This window comes from Erysipelothrix aquatica, from assembly GCF_009828825.1.
In the GTDB taxonomy this organism is placed as follows: domain Bacteria; phylum Bacillota_I; class Bacilli_A; order Erysipelotrichales; family Erysipelotrichaceae; genus Erysipelothrix; species Erysipelothrix aquatica_A.
Map to the genome: position 1 here is coordinate 304,140 of NZ_WTTA01000003.1, position 19,389 is coordinate 323,528.

Here is a 19,389-nt window from a genome sequence, read left to right on the forward strand (position 1 = left end):
TCGTGTCTCCTCCTAGAAAAAAAGCTTACTTTCGTAAGCCTTTATTTTATTTGCCTTCTGAGCATGTAAAGCCGTTTGATTCAAGCGTCTTTTGGGTTGCTTCCCAACTTACAAACTTAGCTTCCTTATCGCCTTGCCCTTCAATGAGTTGAAGTTCTTGAAGTTTTTTTAAATCAGTCTTAGCATAGTCAATAATATTGATTTCGGTTAAGGATGTATCTGTCGTTTCAATAGCTACTTCAAGCCCTGCAATTTTTTCAAGGTCTTTATGAACAGCTTTAACTTGATCAAGCATTAATTTGCTTGTTTCTTCAGCTGATAAACCTGCAATATCAGAAAGAGCCTTAATATCTAAAACAGTCACAATTTTTTGTGTACTGACTTTATCACCCTTGGTCGTGATTGTTTGTGTAACTTTTGCTGGGAGTCCAAGCATATCAGCACCTTTGCACTCATATACTGTTTCTTTCCCTGTGGATGTACATCCTGTAATCAAGAGCATCCCCATCGCTAATACTACTAATAATTTTTTCATACTGTATTCCCCCGTATAACTATACTTTATAGAACATGTCTCTGGTATTTGAGACTATCGTCTTCATTACAAACAAACAATGTTAACATTGCGTTAACATTGTTTGAATAATTGCAAATTTTGTATAAGTTCAATAGTTTCTCACAAGTATCAGGGGAATGTTCGTGCTTGAGATATGCAAATATGTGTTTCGTTATTAATAGCGATATCCATACTGGTAGTCCCAAATTGTTGCAGGGTTTTCCCGACAAGGCGGCCCCTTAACGTCACAAATTGCGTTGATACCACCACTTGATGCACTTTGTGTTCCAAATGTGTTACTACCGTTCCATTGCTGATACGCAGACTGAACCGTTCCCGTGCCGAGATTGTAAACTTCAGCATGTACATGAGGTCCTGTCGAACTTCCAGACGACCCAAGGATTGCGACAGTTTGTCCCATGGTGACGACATCCCCCACTGATGCAACGGCACCATTTTGATGAAGATGAGCGTAGAGAATGCCATAAACCGTTGTCCCATCTGTCACGATTAAATTCATATAATTACCGTAGCCACCATTACAACCACTGCCATATCCTCCCCACGTCGGACATCCGCCTTGATACGCTACCACCATTCCATTTTGCGGCGCAAGCAACGGCATTCCGACTGTTCCATTTGTGGGTGCTAGATCAACGCCTAAATGTGTGCCGCCCCATGGATAGGACCAGGTTCCCGCTGATACCCAATAATTAGATGCTAACGGATAGCCTAAGCTTCCTGGATTACTTGGGGGAGCGATTGCTGAGAAGTTTGACTCTGCAATTGCAACTTTCTGGATGGCCATTTCTTCTTCAATCATAAGATGTGCTTTCTCTTGTTGGAGCACACTCATAATGGCGTTGATATTGTCTTGAACATTGATTGCATCACTGAGTTCTTTGTTGTACGTGTCTTGTGTTATTTTTAACGATGCAGCCGTTTGCTCAATTTCTGTTTTATCGTTATTTAATTGCGTCACCAGTTCGCGATATTCATTAATCGTATTTTCGTTTGATTTGCGAATGACTTTGACGGCTTCGACCCGGCGAAATATATCTGAAAAATCCTTGGCATTCACGATAAAATCAATATAGCCATTGATGCGCATCGTTGCATGGCTCGCACGCATATAGTGCTGCATGTCTTGTTTCTTATTCGCTATTTCTTGTTCTTGCTGTGCAATATTTGCTTGAAGTGATGTAATTTTACCTTCTAAGTTTGATATTTCAGTAGCCGTTTGTTCAATATTTTTGTTAAGGTCCCTAACGAGTAAATGGTATTCATTTAGAGACATCGCATAATCATCAATTTTTGCGGTGATATCAGCAAGGCTTGCTTTGGTATTTTTTAAGGATGCGAAATCTTGGCATTTTGCATCATCACTGTTTGCTTCGCAGTAGGATGTGTAGGCTCCTTCCGCTTTGACATCTATGGGATTACCTCTTGTAGAAAACATCCCAATAAATAATACCATCATTACGAGATAACGGATTCGTTTGGTCATAGTCTGACTCCCTTCCGTATCTTTATAACAAACCAACGTGAAATGTAAATGAGAAACTTTCGCATTTACAACATTCCCATATTTCAGAATATAGAAAAACACGATGCGCAATGCCATCGTGTTTTGTGGTTAGAGTAATTCGATATTTCCTTTGCAGGTTTCGTATGTTTCATCATCCCATAAAGATACTTGCACTTCACCGATATGAGCTTTCCCAAGAAGTAACATACACATTCTTGATTGACCCAATCCACCACCGATTGTGAGTGGTAATGTTCCGTCCACAACACCTTTATGAAAATCAAAATCTAAACGATGCATTGCATTGGCAAGTTCGAGTTGTTTCAACATTGCATCGCGATCAACTCGGATTCCCATACTTGATAATTCCATGGCCATTTGGAGTGGCTCATGCCAGAACATCAAGTCGCCATTCATACTCCAATCATCATAATCTGGAGCACGCATATCATGCGGTTGACCACTCTTTAATTTACCGCCAATTTGCATAATGAAGGTTGTAGGGTGGTCTTTAACAAATGCATTTTCACGTTCCTTTGAACTCAAATCAGGATAAAGGTCTTCAAGCTCTTGACTCGTAATGAATGTCACCTCAGGTGAAATAATCACATCAATATCTGGAAACTTGGTTCGAATTCGACTTGATGTTTCGACGATTGCATTCACCAAACCTTGAACCGTTTCTCGCAAATAAGCCTCGGTACGTTGGGAGCTGTTAATAACACGTTCCCAGTCCCACTGATCGACATAAATTGAATGTAAATTATCAAGGACTTCATCACGACGAATTGCATTCATATCCGTATACAAGCCATTTCCTTCATGGAAATCATAGTCATGCAATGCTTTGCGTTTCCATTTCGCTAACGAGTGAACGACCTCTCCTTCAGTTCCTGAGATTGCTGGAATATCAAAACGAACGGCACGTTCAACGCCACTCAAATCGTCATTCAACCCAGAATTATTCGCAACAAATAAGGGTGCTGATACACGCTTTAATTTTAATGAACCCGTTAACGCTTCTTCGAACCAACGCTTGATAAATCCAATCGCTGTTTGTGTTTCATATATACCTAATGTTGATTGATACCCAAGTGGGACTTTCGTTTTTTTCATAATTCACCTCAAAATGTGTTTCTCTAACTATATCATATTTATCTTCTCAAATTAAGCCTCTTTGAAGGGCTAAATTTTAGATCAAAGGGGGGTTAGCTCCTGTATTATAATCCTTATATTTACTGTAGAGCATTGCGATTAAGAATAGTAGTGCGAAGACAACAATAATGGTGGGACCTGTTGGCCACCCGATTCTAAAAGATACAATCATACCTGTAATTATAGCAATGATTGAGACCAGTACACTTACGGTAAGTGTTCGTTTAGCGTCATGTGCAAGTCTCGATGCAATGAGTGCGGGGAAAACTACGAGTGAGGAAATAAGCAGTGTCCCTACGATTCGAATTCCAACAACAATAAATACCGCCATCATGGCATTCACCAAGGCATTCATTCGAAACGTATGAATGCCTTGGGATTTTGCATAAGTTGCGTCGAATACTGTCGCAATCAGTGGCCAATAATATGTATAAATAACACTAACCGTCGCCATCACAATGACACCACTAACAATTAGGTCGTCAGCACTTGCAGTCAGAATACTCCCCACCAAAAGTGATTCAATCGAGCGGTTAAACCCAGGCATTACCGTCGCAATAATCAAACCAATCGCCAACCCTAAGGCTGATACTGCTGCAATGGAAGCATCGGCTTCAATTTCTGTTTTTTCAATAAGAAGCGTTAATAGAAATGAGACAAGCATGACGCACGGAATTGAAAATAACAGGGGTTGATTGGAAAACAGGTAACCCAAAATAATTGCTGTAAAGGAAACATGCGACAGTCCATCCGCAATCATTGATTTATTGTTGAAGACAAGAAATGGGGACATCAGGGCTGCACTAATTCCTAATAATAGTCCCACAATCATTGCATTGACTAAAAAGGGATCATGAAACATAGGTATCCTTTCTAAAGACACATTGGCCTTCACCGACACTTAAAACTTTTCGATGTGACGGTGGATTTTCTGTCAAGTGGTGAGTCACGTTAAGAATCGTTGTACCAGATCGATGTAATCCATCAATGATCGTTTCGAGTTGATCTCGTGACGATTGGTCCAATCCAGACAAGGGTTCATCAAGAATCAAAATTTCAGGATTGGAAATCATGGCGCGTGAAAGATAAACACGTTGTTTCTGTCCGCCTGACAAATCCCCAAATTTACGGTGTAATAAGTGACCTATCCCAAACTGATTGGCGACATCAATAATTCGCTGCTTATCCTGTTTATTCAGAAACCAAGATGTCGGTTTTAAACCTAAAGCGATGACATCGTGAACACTCAGTGGTATTTTAGTTTCTGTGTTGAGTTGGGGAACATACGAAAGGGCACTGGATTTTCGGTTAATATTTCCGCGCGTAACGTCTAACAGTCCCATAAACAGTTTCACCAACGTTGATTTTCCTGTACCATTGTCACCGACAATATAAACATAAGATCCTTTTTCAATCGTAAAAGTTACGTCATCAAGGACCCATGTTTTCCCATAGCCAAACGACACGTTTTGAACATCAATGATTGATGGCATGTTTTAAATTCTCAATATTTTGGTGCATCAAATCCGCATACGTAACATTTGCTTTAAATTGATCGTGGCTAATGTTGTGGTAACCATGCAATTCTTTTATTTCAATTTCAATGTTATCTTGACGTAATGAATCTTGAATTGATTTCGCAACACGGGGTTCAACCAATTCCTCAATAAACAGTGTCGTTGCTTGAGCATCTTTCAAGGATGTTTTGAGCGTCAGAATTTGTTGTGCCGTTAAGTCTGCATTCGGACGGTAATCCTGTGTCAGTGACACAATCTTTAAATGGTAACGATCCGCAAAGGCATCCATCGCATTGTGTCCCGAGAAATAAACGGTCGGATGGTCTTGGCTTTGCATGTATTGGTCAAAATCTGTATGCATTGTCGTAATACGCGTACTGTATGCTGATGCTTGGGTTTCATAATAAGTCGCATTCGTCGGATCAACTTTAATAATTTCTTTTTTCACACTTTCGATAAGTTGGACATATGTAGTGGGATCGGTCCAATAATGGAGACTTCCATGATCATGGTCATGACCCTCATGTGAATGGTCTCCTTCGTGTGAATGGTCATGGTCTGTAGTTTCATGGGTCTTTGTTTCCTCCTCATGCGTATGTGCTTCTTCATCATGTTGATGTTCAGTGTCTTCATGCTTCTCAGAATGCGCGTGGTTATGGGCTGTTAATTCATAGGACTTGGATAAGTCTAGGGCGTGGTCTTGTGTCCCAAGTGTTTTAACCCATGGCTCTTGATCTTCTCCTACAAAGATAAAGAGTTTTGAATCTTTAATGGCAGTAATATTACGTGCTGACGGTTCAAAGTTATGCATTTCCGAACCCCATGGCATGATATTTTCAACCACCATTTTATCGCCGACGATTGCATGGGCAATGTCATATCCAATAAATGATGTTACGGTGATGTCAGGTTTTTGTTGGGCCTGACAACCTGCGAGCAACATAAGGGATGTTGTGGCAAGAAGGGCTAGTAATCGTTTCATAGTGACTCCTTTAGGTCGATAAGATGAGCTCTTTCTTATCAACACTTTAGATAGTTGCAAAAGTTTCGCAACAACAGTATTGCAAATTTTCTATTGATTTGTCAACACTTGTTGCGAAACTTTTGCAACAAGTGTGTGCTATCCATAAAAAAAACAACCACGATGTGTGGTTGCTTCGTAGTAAATCTATTGAATAATGGTTCCTTTTCCTTCAGAAACGGCAAGATGGGCATTTTCTAAAGATGTAATAATTGCTTTGCGGGATGGTTTTGATGCTGCAAAGCGAACAGATGCCTCGACTTTGGGCAACATTGAGCCGGGAGCAAAATGACCTTCGCCAATATATTGATTCGCTTCAGTTATACTTAATGTTTCTAACCATTTTTGTTCAGGCGTCCCGAAATTAATAGCAACTTGATCAACCCCTGTTAAAATAACAAGAACGTCTGCATCAATCTCATCTGCAACCTTAGCCGCAGCGTTGTCTTTATCAATAACAGCATCAACACCCATAAATTGGTGATTTTGATCAAGGACAGGGATACCCCCTCCACCGTTCGAAATAACAAGCGTTCCTGCATCCATCAAAGCATTGATAGCACCACGCTCAACAACTGTCACGGGTTGCGGTGATGGTACGACACGGCGATAACCCCGTCCCGAGTCTTCGACATATGTGTATCCATTTTCAGCCGCTAGTGACGCTGCTTGGGCTTCTGTATAGAATGGCCCGATTGGTTTGGTTGGATTTGTAAAGGCTTGATCATCCGCATCAACAACCACTTGTGTTAATACAGTAGCAACATCTTTCTTAATATCTCGACGTCGTAATTCATTAGCAATCGCGTTTTGTAGATGGAATCCGATATACCCTTGTGACATTGCCGCAGCTTCAGGAAACGGCATTTCTGGGACGGCATTATTGGCATGATGGGCTTCATCAAACGCAAGATGAATCATCCCTACTTGTGGTCCATTCCCGTGAACCACCATGACTTCATCACCACCAGCGATTAAATCAACAATACTTTGCGCTGCAACTGCAACTGCATTTTTTTGTTCTTGAGGGTTATCCCCGAGGGCATTCCCCCCTAATGCTATAACTATTTTTTGTTTCACAATAAATACCTCTTCTAAAATAAGAGCATTGCAAGTCCAATTGCAATGCCTGTAAGTGTATCAATGCCGGATGTATGACCGTAATGTTCGAGATTAAGAAGGGCGCGTTGAAACGCAGCGTCATCACCATCGTTCATGATTGTTAAAAAGTTAAGGAGACTATGACTGAACATATCTTCTGACGCATGGCTTAAATATTCAAACGAGACCGCAGTTGTTGCAGAGGGACTTAATTGGCATGTTAAGGCTGCATCAAAAGCGTAACGATACGGATTATTGAAAGTATGTAGGACGATAGATAGACCTAAGAGAATATCGTCTCCAGTTGGTGTTAGACCACGCCCTCTACCAAGGAGCCATGCAATAACATCAGCAAAAGATTCTGGAGATATCGATTGGAGTTTGGGTATATGTAATGTATCGTATATTGTTTGGTCAAATCCGGTCATTGATGGGTAATGCACGATTTGATGGTACCGCTGTATTAGCGTGGCACGCGCCGGTACAAGCGGTTGTGGATTGTAAGTTTCTATTGGTACATCTTGCAAGTCAATCACGATCGGTGTAAGCATGTTTCGAAAGTGAAGACTGTTATGGGTATAAAGGACCACCGTTTGAAGATCTACCGTTGCAAGTTTTGACATCGACCCTTTCATGAGCGTGATGCCATGAGGCATGGATGCCTCGCTGATAAAGATTAAGCGTTCATTCACAAGAAGGTTAAGACCATGCTTAAAAACACTGTGTACCGTTATTTTGAGTGGTATTGGTGTTAACCAAGTATCCACGGATTGTGATACTGACTGTGCCTTTAAGCGAATCATAACTATCCTTCCATTCCTAATTTTTGTGCATATGCAGCAATTGCTTTTTCAAAGCATTCGATTGGTGGGTGTACTGTTCCCGCTCCAATTTGGCCAAGGCCTGCTTTCTTGTTCGCAATTCCTGTATTAATTACCGGTGTAATACCGGTGGCAACGACTTTACGAGCATCAATACCTAAGTGTGTTCCCTTGAAATTCCAAGTTGGAATAATAAAGTTAGGATTATGATCTATGACAATCTCATCCATTTCATTGGAAATACGAAGGGCATCATCAAAGCCACCAGTTCCAACGAAACGGGTAACTGCAGGGGCTGCAATCATCGCCATCCCACCGACACCAAATGTTTCGGTGATGGCACTATCTCCCATATCGGGACTTGCATCATCTCCAGAATATCCAGTGAAGTAAAGACCTTGGGGTGTATTTACAGGAGCAGTGAACCATTCGTCACCCATTCCCGCAATACGAATCCCAAAGTTTTCGCCATTACGGCACATTGCGGTAACAATCGTGCCTTCTTTAATCTGACGGGCACCGTCCATAACAGCTTTCGCGGATGCCATCATAATATTTAAGAAGAATTGATCGGTGTCAGCTAAGAATTTAAGAACCTGAGCCCGTTCTGTTTCCGTAATATCGAGTGTTGCGATAATTGGTGTCACTTCTTTTAGGAAAATTAAGGATGCTGCAATATTACGTTGATGGAATTCATCCCCCATTGCAATCGCACGTGCAACCATTGGGTTTACACTGAGACCATCTTCCATCGCACGAATCGCTTTCCCAAGAACTGGTCCCAGAACATCACGCATCCATTCAAGACGTGTGATAACTTCTTCAGAATAGGCTCCAAAACGTAAGACTGCACCAATTCCTTCATTCATTTGGCAGTATGCTGTTGTTTCATGTTTGCGGTCTTCAACAACAAGCACTGGCATATTTGCGGAAGTGATCCCCCCCATTGGACCGACGGCATTCACATGGTGACATGGAATAAAAGCAATCCGCCCTGTAGATAAAAGTTCACGCGCTTCGGCTTCTGTCGCAGCCCATTTCTCAAAGAGTACTGCACCAACACAAGATCCTTGCATTGGGTCAGGCATGTTTGCCCACTCAATTGGCGGACCCGCATGCAAGAGTACTTTTCCGTTTAATTCATTAATTACTGATTTAGCAGGTACAACATCGACTAAGACAGGACTTCCTGCTTTAATACGATCGATAACTGCCTGGTTTGCATCTTCAATTGTTTTAAATGTCATGTGAGGCCTCCTTAATTAAAGTGATATGAATTTAAGAATTTTAGTGCTTTTATCATTTTTGGATTACCACCAGCCAACGGTCTCCAATCAAACTGAATGGTTGTTGCGCCAGCATCTTCGAGATTATCTGCGAAGCTTTTCAGTCCAACATTAATGATTTTAGGTGATGCTGAAATAAGATCGGTGATTGCTTCTGAATAAGGCAATTCAATCTTTTCGGTAATTGCATTATCTTCGACTGGTAATTGTGCGTATTGAACGTTAAAACCTAGATATTGTAATGATGTCAAGACTGCATGAGCATTACTTTCTGCGACAAAGACACCGATATCTTGAAGAATTTGAGTTTGGGCAGCAAGGTCTTGAGGATCACGGTTCGTGCCACAAATTGTTGCAACAAACTGTAAATCGCGGTTCGCTTGACGTGCTTCTTGCATTAATTCAAGAATAGTTGGTGCGAGAGAACCCGCCATGTCGGCATGAGATCCATAACCTAGAACCACATCAAACAACACAACACCTGTTCGGAGATCTTTAGCAGCTTCTTTCATTAATTCAATACGTTTGCTTGGGTCAATCATTGGATGCGGACGCCCTTGGGTATATTCATCATCCCCTAAGTCGATGACTTCAAAGCCATCATGGTTCAACATAAACCCGTGTGGTTTTTTACCACCTTTCGGTAATTCGAGCGCTTCTTCAATTAGCATTGCTGCTTCCGAGGCTAACGTTCCTCCAGAGTAGTAGCCTTTAATGACTGAGCCTTCTAAGCTTGCAATCGGTGCTACCGCCGGACGGTTCATATCCAAGTCACGGGGATTTTTTCCCTCAGACAAAGCGACTGCTGCTTTCGCAGCTTCTTCCAAGGTATACGCATGATAAATATTGCTTTCATGATGCGTTGGTTTCGCCCCTAAGAATAGCGTTACAACCGGTTTGTCTAACGTGCGTAAGTAGTTTTCAATTTTTTCTTGAACGACTTTTGAAGGTGGTTTGGATACTACCATAATTACCTTTGTATCAGCTTGAGCTTGAAGGTGGTGAATGCTATCGAGCATTGTAATACCCTGAACGGCTTCATTAAGGTCACGACCCCCGGTTCCAAGAGCACTTGAAATACCTTCACCCGCTTTGTCAATAAGTGTTGTTACTTCTTGAATACCTGTTCCAGAGGCACCAACAACGCCGATAGTTCCTTGTTGCACTTTATTTGTAAAGGCAATCGGAACACCTGCAATAATTCCCGTTCCACAATCGGGACCCATAACAAGAAGATCCAATTGGTGTGCTTTTTCTTTTAATTGCACTTCATCTTCGAGCGAAACGTTGTCACTAAACAAAAATACATTAAGACCTTTGTCTAATGCTGTATCCGCTTCGTCGGCAGCATAAATCCCTGGAATCGAGAATACGGCTAGATTTGCATCTGGTAACGCTTGGAGTGCATTGTCCCAGTTACGAACAACCCTCGTTTGCGTTGCGCCATCTTCTTTATCACTTTTGTTGAGAAATGCTTCAATTGCCTCCATAACAACATCCACAGTTTCTGCTTCATTAACGTCCATTACAATTGCGATATCATCTGCTGCGGCGTTCGCAACATCTTCAGTTAAGAGATCAGCTTGGTCGAAGATATCTTTATTGGCAGCTGTGGCCATCATGATTGATACACGATTGACGCCCTCAAGTGCGGCAATTTCATTCGTCAACAACATAAGTACAACTGAATCTTTATATGCATTCTTTTTAATAATTGTTTTTAACATAGCACATGTCCTTTCCTGCTTTATGTACTTTAATCTTAATCGGTCAAGGTAAATGAGTCATTATCCAATCTAGATAAACAAAAAGGCAATTCTTATCCGAAATCGACGATTTTTTTAGAAAATATGGATATCTTAAGATGCAAAAAGACGTTCAGATTCGGAAATCTAAAACGTCTTTTTGTATGATATTATTGAAGACCAAATTTAACAGTTTTTTCAGTTTCAACGGTGACACGACCTGATTTTACAACCACTGATTTAATCGGTAAATCAATAATTGCATCGCCATATGACGTTGTATCAAGTAGGACCATATCCGCATTATTACCCACTGCAATACCGTATCCATCAAGACCCAATGCTTTCGCAGGGTTTGTTGTGATCATGGGTAAGACGGTTGGTAAATCTGCAGCCCCACCTAAGTGAGCAACTGGAATTGCTAACATTGCTGTTTGGACAATATCGCCAGTTCCATAAGGGGTAAAGGCGTTTCGAATATTGTTGGTAGCGATACATACATTGACACCCGCATCGCGTAGTTTACGCATTGGTGTCACAGTACGACGGACATTGTAGGTATCGTTACGGGCACCTAAGTGTAAATCAGTTGCTGGAAGTGCCATGACACTAATCCCTGCTTCAGCCATTAATTCAAGAATTGGTTGCAGTTCTTCGGGAGGTAAAGCCGCGATCGCTGTTAAGTGACCCACAGATACTTTCCCTTGGTAGCCATGTTCAATTGTTTTCTTTGCAAGGTATTCAATTGAAATTTTATCAGCATCATCCGCAAAGTCTTGGTGTAAGTCGAGTGGTTTGTCAAATCGTTTCGCAAGCTCAAAGACATAGTCGATATGCTCTTTTGCATCACGATCGTTGTAAGGAACTGCACCGACAACATCTGCACCACGTTCCATTGCTTCAACCATCATGGCCTCTGTTCCTGGTGCTTTAAAAATACCTTCTTGTGGGAATGCAACCACTTGAATATCAATATAATCTTTAAATTCTTCTTTGAGTTTCATGATTACGTCGAATCCTGTAAATCCTTGGGATGGGTCGAATTCTGCATGCGTACGCATAAACGTTACACCATTGGGAATGATTAACTCTTGAAGCGCAGTTTTGGCACGTGTATAAATATCCTCTGCAGAAAATGTTGGTTTGAGGGATGCTGTCACTTCGATTGCTTCTTTTAATGTACCGGAAAGATTGGGTTTGCGGTTTGCAATCAATGCTTTATCTAAGTGAATGTGACTTTCAACAAATCCTGGAACGAGCACGCGCCCTTTACCATCAATCACACGTGTTGCGGAAGCATCAATGGTGTCTTCAATTGCAACAATTTTACCACTCTCAACAGCAACATCTTTCAATGCACCATCTTGATCAATACGAACTTGTTTAAAAATTAAATCCATGTTTCTTGTCCTCCTCTAAATTAAACGGCAATAAATGAAATAACCATGAGTATCCCTGCAGCAATTGATACCCATTTAACGTTTCCTTTAACGACATCAAGAATCGGAATTTGGAATCCTGATGACAAGGCTTGCATCGTTATGTTAACAAAACTCATTTGACTTCCCATTCCAACACCCATCGTTACAAAACCAAGTGCCAGTGGGGAGAATCCTAACGCTACACCAACTGGTAGAACTAAGGTTAGAATGGATCCAACATACGCTCCGGCCGGAATACCAATGAGAATACCTGTGAGCACTGCAACCGGAACTACCAATGCAGCAGGCGCTGCTGATGCAACGTTAGCGATAACTGCAAACGTACCTGTACTTGCAATAACATTAATAAATCCTAAGAAGATACCAACTTGGAAAAGACGTGTCAGAATATAATTCGAACCATCAATCATTGAGCTAAATGCTTTATTGATTCCTGTATCCGTACATACAAAGATTAAGATGACGGTTACGAGCATATACATTATGGGTGAGAATAGTGGGAAACCGGTTGCTTTATCAACAAGCGGTCCAAAGATTACTGCAAAGAGTAAATAGATTGCAGGAATCGTATTTTTGAAAAGTTGACCGTTTGTCATTTTTGCATACGTTTCATCTTCTGATTTACGGAAACCAAGTTTACGACGTTTCGCACCCCAGAATGCTAAGACAATTGCCAAGCCTAAGAAAAGTAACCAGTATGGCATCATGGTGCTAACATATGTCGAAACTTCAAAACCACCTAATTGTGATGTAATACTTGATTCAAGCGATGCCGGTGATGTCGTAAACGACACTGCAGCGGCAATGGACATAGCAGCAATAAGTTCTGGGACTGCACCAACAGCTGCGAAAGCAAGTGGCGCAATAACCATAGCACTACCACCACCAATACCTGACATATAGGTTGCAGCAGCAACTAGAATCACTAAGAATGCGGAAACATATTCCACTTTCCCTTTTGTAGCACGGTTTACAAGTTCCAATGATGATGTATAACTTCCAGCGGTAAAGACAGCCATCGCTACAGCAGAGTTAATAATCGGAACTGTAATTGTCATCATTGTGGGAATAGCTGACAATACTTCTTTATTTACTTGGGCAATTGTGATTCCACCGATTAGCATCGCTACCCCTGCTGATATTGCACCTGCAAGTACCATATCAACTTTTAAAAATAGTAGCACCAATACCAAAATAAGTGGTATTAATACTAGAAATGCTTGAATTCCTGTAGGTGCACCGATTTCACTAATTTCAAGTGCGAGCACACTTTGCATCGAAATTAAAGTTAATGCAAAGACAAGAGTTAAAGACATCCATAACTTTCTCCCTTTGAGTCTCATAAATTCCTCCTTTGTTATGAGTTCATAACGCTACAGAGACATAGTGTTTGTTCTGTATTTTTATTCTATCCTAGGTTCTAGTCTATTGCTTTTCCGTATTAAGATAAAAAAAATCTCTTTTTTGTCCATTATGGATAATGTGAAAAAACTGTTCGATCATGAACAGTTCAGTCTTTATTGTAATTGCCTAAGAGTTGTGAGATGCGAATCCCAATCATTACTTGCAACATTTCATCGGGATTATCAAAATCGAGGTTGGTTAATTCTTTGATTTTTTCAATCCGATAGCGCACTGTTTTCGGGTGAACAAAGAGTATGTCTGATGTTTGTTTATAGTTTTGATTTGAATCTAAGAACACCCGAACTGTTTCAAAATACTCAGGGTCATATTCTTGAAGCATGCGAATCTTATCGGAAATATAATCGTTTAGGTCATTTTCTTTTGATAGTTCCAACAGAATACGATAAATTCCAAGATCTTTATAAAGCATCACAAAGGCATCTTGCTTAATCATGTTTGATAGCTGAACGACGCGCAACGGTTGTGCTGCAAGTTTAGGAATATCACTCAGTTGCCCTTGATCACTAATCCCGACACGTAATACTAAATCCCCTTTGTTATGATTTTCGTAGATTGGCTTGAGTGTTTCTTGAACATAATCTTTGAACGACTGATCCGTCGTAAAGTTATCCTCGACAATCAACGTAATCCGATTCGAGAAGATACGATAGGCATTCTTTGGCCATATTGAACTGATTGCATGGATTAATCCCGTCGTACATGCCATATAATCGGTATGCTCTTGGAATGAACGTTTTCCACTGGCAACTTTTCCTTGGAAATGTTGCCACGTAACAACCCGATATTTTTTATCAAGCGATAACTTGAGAATTAAGGCATTCTCATTCAATTCTTCCGTATTTTTGTATTTACCGTTTAAGATGTGGTCCACAACGTCATTAATATGACTTTCTTTTTCCCGCGATAATGCAACTTGTTTGATACTTTCAAACTGAAGGGTACTTGCCGCATTTTCGATTGCCATATAGTCAATCATTTCCACAAATGTTTGTGCTTCACGAATCGCTAAGAAAATTGTGTGGCCATCCATACCTGGGACTTTACAAATTAGACGTGACTGTAACGTATCGGACACCATCACCAATTCACGCGAATAGTCGTAATGCATATATTTTTCAGGAAACAGCTCGCGAGCATTGGTAATTTCAAAGTCAATCGGGTGAAGTTCTGTGGATGCAAGACAATGATTGTTTTCGTCATAAATCGAGACATCACGACCAATTATTTTCTTTAAGACTTTGATAACATCGATATATTCTGGTTCTTTCATTGCGAGCGTTTTGAATTCATGGTGGACATTTTGGTATACATCAAGCATATCCGCTTTTTGATTTATCAAGTTTTGCATGATTTCCAAGATAATATTACGATACGATACCGTTGCATCGATTTGAATTAACGGAAGATTTTGATCGGAACATCCTTCAATGAGTCCCGCAGGAATTTCATCTATGAAGCGCCCCATCTTCACGATAATGCCACTTGCACCATGCTTACGTAAGCCCGCCACAAAATCAGTATATTCCTGACGTGTACTTTCTTGCAATGAATACAAACTACTCAACACAAGTTGACCTGGCTTTAGCCAGTTATCAATATCGTGTGCTTCCATGACAATCACATCACTCACTTCATTGTATAAACCTTCTTTACCCGAAAGTAATGTTGCGGTTTGAAGTGATGGAATATCAAGCACATCTTTGACTCTATAAATCATACAATCACCTATCCTTAGTCTTAATTATACACTAGTGCTAAAAAAACATGTTGTCATTGCTCATAACATGCAATATCTTTCATTTTTTTCCCTTAAATGGCTAAGGACATTCATCTCAATTAGGATTATGATACCATATATAAGGATGGTTTTTGATTATGACACACAATCACACAACATACTATCGTGCGCCGCATGCACATGCAACCCTGTTCTATTTCCATGGTGGTGGATTGATGTTTGGTAATCGCGACGATTTGCCGCAAAATATTCGCGACTATTGGCACCAACACGGTTACGATATCATCGCCATTGATTACCCTTTGGCACCTGAAGCAACGTTGGACGATATGATTCAATCACTGAGGGACACAATTCAATTATGTATCGATACCGACGCGCTGACACATTATAGTTTCTTCGGACGGTCTGCAGGCGCATTTCTCGCCTTTCAATTACACCGTTATTTTGCACCTGAATTTATTATTTCATTCTATGGCTATACGATTAGTGATCGCCAATGGCTTCTCGAGCCCAACAAGCATTACAGGCAGTACCCAACACTAAATCCCACATCATTAGCACGCATGATTCAAACGATTCCGCCATATCGATCAACGGTTGAATCGCGATATGCACTATATGTAAACGCGCGACAAACAGGAACATGGTTACAGCAACTCCAAACCACACCACCATCGATTGACCCAACATACTTGCCTCCGACATTTCTTTGGCACAGCATCTTCGATCCTGATGTCCCCTTCCGTGAATCCAAATACATCGTTGATCATGCACCACATGCCGAACTCCATCACAGCACGCAACGCATCCACGAGATTGATACCACAGCTTTTAAAGATATTGTTGAACCGCTGACAGCTTTTATCCATCTCTATAAAAAAACATAGCGTTGCTATGTTTTTTTAACGAATACGATACTTGCCATGCGATATCAGATATTGACCAACACCAACCATTGCAATACCAATTCCTGCAATTGTCAGGATACGTTCCAATTCAATGGGATCATCATCCACCTTCTGATTTCTTTCAACTGAGTTTAAGGTTTGATTATACGGATCGGGAGTTTTCGCTGATACCGATGAGTAATGATAGGTCAGAAGAACAACCCAAACCAAGACAATTGTTAATAAACCAGATTGACGGGCATGTTTGCTTCTTTGCATGTTCATACTTTCACCAATTCCTTTATATATAAACTATATGCGAATTCCAGTAAGACTACAAATTATGATTTGAACAAAATTTCCTAATTTATAAAGGCTTTATATATGAAGTATGTAAATAATTTATGTCGGTAATATCGTAAATCAAAAGTCTAAAATATCCGTAAGATAAATCCAAGATGAGATTGAGACACTCCTGTATTCGGAAGTTCTTTATCACTTTCATTCTTTTCGTAAATCAGTGTTACAACTGTTTTCGGTTTTATGAGTGTTCCTTCCAACGGTTCTGATGTCACATCAATGCCTTTAAATGTATACCCCTTAATAGCAATCGGTGTTACAGCGTACGGCCTGTTTAAGTCATGTGTTGTTTGTACTTGCGGCGCAATAACATGTCCTTTTTCATCACGATAGTTCACTTCAAGAACAACAGCATCGGGAATAACCGGATCTATATTTTGTGCGTAAACTAAGGTTACTACCGTATTCCCAGCACCTAATTTTCCACTTAAAGGCGCTGACCCCTCTTGAATCGAATTAAAGGTGTAGCCATTGATATCAAAAATCGAGACCGTGTAAGTATCCTTAATTTTGTGAACCAATGTTGTTGGGGCAATTGTTCTACCATTCACATCAACATAAGTAACAATCAGTGTTGCAACCTTTTTACGGTAAATAAATGTCATACTCTGACTGTCGACGGTAAATGATCCATTTGCCGGTGCTCCCTCATGACCGACAAACTCATATGCATCATATGTTTTTGGACTTAATAAATAAGCACTTCGTAGTTTTCCAGTTATTGTTTCGACATCTAAAATTTCAACAATTGTCCCGGTTTCGTCTACAAGAACATGTTTGGCTTCGACTGTTCCATTCAAGACAGGTAGTGGTGAAACAAAACCAACCCGGTAGTGATAGTTTTCGTTATCGACAACAGTAACCGTATCCGACAATCCTGAAGGATTAAAACGGTTTCCTAACAACGCATTCACTTTACTTGTGATATTCAAATTTTCAGGAATCTTCACCCGAATTTGATAGCTCCCAGGATCCACATTCGGGAATGCATAATAGCCACTGTCCAAGGTTTGCGACGATGCAACAACTACGCCATTTGAGAGTAACTCAAGCTCAACGCCTGCCATTACCGTTTCATTCTCATCTTGATAACCATCGCGATCCGAATCATAGAAGGCATACCCATCGATTCCTACGATTCCTAACTGAAGGTTAAAGCCAAACTCAAAAGAATTGAAGGTTGGCTTATACGCGTTAGGAACCATGTTTCCATCCAATACATATCCGAAATTGTCAAAATCAACATAGGACCCACTTTCAATGACGCCAATGTTTTTAAAGATTGCTTGGGTCATTTCTCGATTTTCAGGTGTACCTTCAAGATATTCGTTAAATTGTAAACTGCTTGCCATACCCGAAGCGACTGCACTGCCCTCTTTAATCTCGTAAGTTGGATTAAAGTGCTCATAGTACGATTTGATGATTTTTGATTCTGTCCGATACATACCATTTGCAAATTCTGCATCGTTATTAGCAAAGAGTTCTGCACCGATGATACGGTAACGGTTATTGCTTGGATTTGTAATTCGGAATTGGTGTGAGTTAACCTGTCCAGGAATTACACTGCCTGTACTTCCAAAATACTCTTTTAGGTTGCCAAAAGCAACAACACCGGACCCGTCAGGTTTTTCTGTAATTGGCCCTTGTCGAAGTTGATTGAATGAGATTGTATTGTCAACTATGCTGAGATTCTTAACATCAGTGGACAACTCATTTTCGTTGATAACCGTAACGGTACCATCTGATTTGACATTCACGACCATTGTCACAGGAACATAGTTCTCAAGAACAAACGTCATTGTAACTGTATCTACTGTTTGACCACCTAGATCAATGTTGAAGCGGTCTTGCTCAAATTTTACTGTTGTCGTATCTTTGAGCGAAGCAGTTGCAACCTCTGTGTCATTCAACAAATTTGGGACAATTACATCAACACTTACATTGCTTCGTTTTAAGCTAAATGTTGCGAATGGACCAGAAAATACAGCTTCATGGCCTACAGTGTCAATAAACGTACCGGTTCCATCATTTCCTCGATTGTAATGAATCGCACCAGTCGCAACTTCGTAACCGGGTGCATTTATTTCCTATCGGAAATCAACCCCATCAGGCATATTCTTATATGATGGTTTGTAGAAGGTATAACGGTAACCGCGTTCAATAGGCATTAACGATCCATCGTAATCATAGACACTTAAGTACGGTGTCGCATTTTCTGGGTCCACCTAAAGCATCACCATGCTATTTGCATCAAATTTATTCATGACTGGATGGCTTTCTAGTTTCAAGTTCCAGTAAGATTCATTTGGGTTCTCAACATACTCTGATGACACTAATCCATTTTCGCGGGTCGTGTTCGTGATAGCAGTTTCACCATCAACAGACAACGTATCGCCAATGACTTTATAGTAAGCTCTGTTATCAAAATAGTTAAGCACATATTCATAGTCTGTGTTCGCAGACACGTTGAAGTTTACTTGTAGACCATCACTTGCCTCATACAAGCCATAGAACATCCAATCTTGCACACCTTTTTCTCGAATTGAGAATGTATAATTCGTCTTTTTTTTCGCAATACTTGTAGGTATTGTGAAACGAACATTAACTGTCTCTTGTTCTTGGATTGCATTGTCAGCTGCAACACCGCTTATTGACGATATTGCGATTAATATTACAAGCATTAACGAAAATACACTTCTTATTATTTTTTTCATATCATAACCCCCCCAGGTAACGTTATTCCATTGGATCATGATTAACTTATGATATATGAACTCAAGATGAATATAACACTCCAATTATTA

18 protein-coding genes are annotated in these 19,389 nt (G+C 40.4%); 1 reads left to right on the forward strand and 17 read right to left on the reverse strand.

Features of this window, described 5'->3' with window-relative positions:
• Positions 1 to 46 precede the first annotated feature (46 nt).
• The 13 genes from GVV22_RS07425 to GVV22_RS07485 all read right to left on the reverse strand — a co-directional run bounded on the left by GVV22_RS07425 (position 47) and on the right by GVV22_RS07485 (position 15,314).
• Positions 47 to 535: a DUF1307 domain-containing protein gene (locus GVV22_RS07425; RefSeq protein ID WP_159649494.1), complete on the reverse strand. Its 489-nt coding sequence runs from the start codon at positions 533 to 535 to the stop codon at positions 47 to 49.
• 196 nt (positions 536 to 731) lie between these two features.
• Positions 732 to 2,063 carry a murein hydrolase activator EnvC family protein gene (locus tag GVV22_RS07430; RefSeq protein ID WP_159649495.1) on the reverse strand — a complete coding sequence of 444 codons (1,332 nt, stop codon included), beginning with the start codon at positions 2,061 to 2,063 and terminating at the stop codon, positions 732 to 734.
• 129 nt (positions 2,064 to 2,192) lie between these two features.
• On the reverse strand, positions 2,193 to 3,200 hold the full coding sequence (gene asnA / locus GVV22_RS07435) for an aspartate--ammonia ligase (protein ID WP_159649496.1): 1,008 nt from the start codon (positions 3,198 to 3,200) through the stop codon (positions 2,193 to 2,195).
• A 76-nt stretch (positions 3,201 to 3,276) separates the two neighbouring features.
• Complete coding sequence (locus tag GVV22_RS07440; RefSeq protein ID WP_159649497.1) at positions 3,277 to 4,101, reverse strand: metal ABC transporter permease; 825 nt, start codon at positions 4,099 to 4,101, stop codon at positions 3,277 to 3,279.
• Positions 4,091 to 4,732 (reverse strand): metal ABC transporter ATP-binding protein, encoded by a 642-nt coding sequence (locus tag GVV22_RS07445; protein WP_159649498.1) that lies wholly within the window; start codon positions 4,730 to 4,732, stop codon positions 4,091 to 4,093. The genes GVV22_RS07440 and GVV22_RS07445 overlap by 11 nt, the downstream gene beginning before the upstream one ends.
• A complete protein-coding gene (locus tag GVV22_RS07450; RefSeq protein WP_159649499.1) occupies positions 4,716 to 5,738 on the reverse strand; it encodes a metal ABC transporter solute-binding protein, Zn/Mn family in 1,023 nt (340 codons plus the stop codon). Before GVV22_RS07450 ends, GVV22_RS07445 begins: the two co-directional genes overlap by 17 nt.
• 186 nt (positions 5,739 to 5,924) lie before the next feature.
• Positions 5,925 to 6,857: a carbamate kinase gene (gene arcC, locus GVV22_RS07455; RefSeq protein WP_159649500.1), complete on the reverse strand. Its 933-nt coding sequence runs from the start codon at positions 6,855 to 6,857 to the stop codon at positions 5,925 to 5,927.
• A gap of 14 nt (positions 6,858 to 6,871) precedes the next feature.
• Positions 6,872 to 7,681 (reverse strand): DUF2877 domain-containing protein, encoded by an 810-nt coding sequence (locus GVV22_RS07460; protein WP_159649501.1) that lies wholly within the window; start codon positions 7,679 to 7,681, stop codon positions 6,872 to 6,874.
• A 2-nt stretch (positions 7,682 to 7,683) separates the two neighbouring features.
• A complete protein-coding gene (locus GVV22_RS07465; protein WP_159649502.1) occupies positions 7,684 to 8,946 on the reverse strand; it encodes a DUF1116 domain-containing protein in 1,263 nt (420 codons plus the stop codon).
• Positions 8,947 to 8,957: 11 nt separating this feature from the next.
• Positions 8,958 to 10,712 (reverse strand): acyl-CoA synthetase FdrA, encoded by a 1,755-nt coding sequence (gene fdrA, locus GVV22_RS07470; protein WP_159649503.1) that lies wholly within the window; start codon positions 10,710 to 10,712, stop codon positions 8,958 to 8,960.
• Between the two features lie 188 nt (positions 10,713 to 10,900).
• Positions 10,901 to 12,130: an amidohydrolase family protein gene (locus tag GVV22_RS07475; RefSeq protein WP_159649504.1), complete on the reverse strand. Its 1,230-nt coding sequence runs from the start codon at positions 12,128 to 12,130 to the stop codon at positions 10,901 to 10,903.
• A 20-nt stretch (positions 12,131 to 12,150) separates the two neighbouring features.
• Positions 12,151 to 13,515, reverse strand: coding sequence for a citrate transporter (locus GVV22_RS07480; RefSeq protein WP_159649505.1), 1,365 nt, complete (start codon positions 13,513 to 13,515; stop codon positions 12,151 to 12,153).
• A 167-nt stretch (positions 13,516 to 13,682) separates the two neighbouring features.
• A complete protein-coding gene (locus tag GVV22_RS07485) occupies positions 13,683 to 15,314 on the reverse strand; it encodes a PucR family transcriptional regulator (protein WP_159649506.1) in 1,632 nt (543 codons plus the stop codon).
• A gap of 158 nt (positions 15,315 to 15,472) precedes the next feature.
• Here GVV22_RS07485 and GVV22_RS07490 point away from each other — a divergent pair, with 158 nt between their 5' ends.
• Positions 15,473 to 16,225 carry an alpha/beta hydrolase gene (locus GVV22_RS07490; RefSeq protein WP_159649507.1) on the forward strand — a complete coding sequence of 251 codons (753 nt, stop codon included), beginning with the start codon at positions 15,473 to 15,475 and terminating at the stop codon, positions 16,223 to 16,225.
• A 15-nt stretch (positions 16,226 to 16,240) separates the two neighbouring features.
• On the opposite strand, the gene GVV22_RS07495 is transcribed toward GVV22_RS07490, so the two are convergent.
• The 4 genes from GVV22_RS07495 to GVV22_RS07510 all read right to left on the reverse strand — a co-directional run bounded on the left by GVV22_RS07495 (position 16,241) and on the right by GVV22_RS07510 (position 19,299).
• Positions 16,241 to 16,510: a hypothetical protein gene (locus GVV22_RS07495; protein WP_159649508.1), complete on the reverse strand. Its 270-nt coding sequence runs from the start codon at positions 16,508 to 16,510 to the stop codon at positions 16,241 to 16,243.
• 146 nt (positions 16,511 to 16,656) lie between these two features.
• A complete protein-coding gene (locus GVV22_RS07500; RefSeq protein ID WP_159649509.1) occupies positions 16,657 to 18,498 on the reverse strand; it encodes a MucBP domain-containing protein in 1,842 nt (613 codons plus the stop codon).
• Positions 18,499 to 18,672: 174 nt separating this feature from the next.
• A complete protein-coding gene (locus GVV22_RS07505; protein WP_159649510.1) occupies positions 18,673 to 18,810 on the reverse strand; it encodes a hypothetical protein in 138 nt (45 codons plus the stop codon).
• Positions 18,811 to 19,299: a hypothetical protein gene (locus tag GVV22_RS07510; protein WP_159649511.1), complete on the reverse strand. Its 489-nt coding sequence runs from the start codon at positions 19,297 to 19,299 to the stop codon at positions 18,811 to 18,813.
• Positions 19,300 to 19,389: the final 90 nt, after the last annotated feature.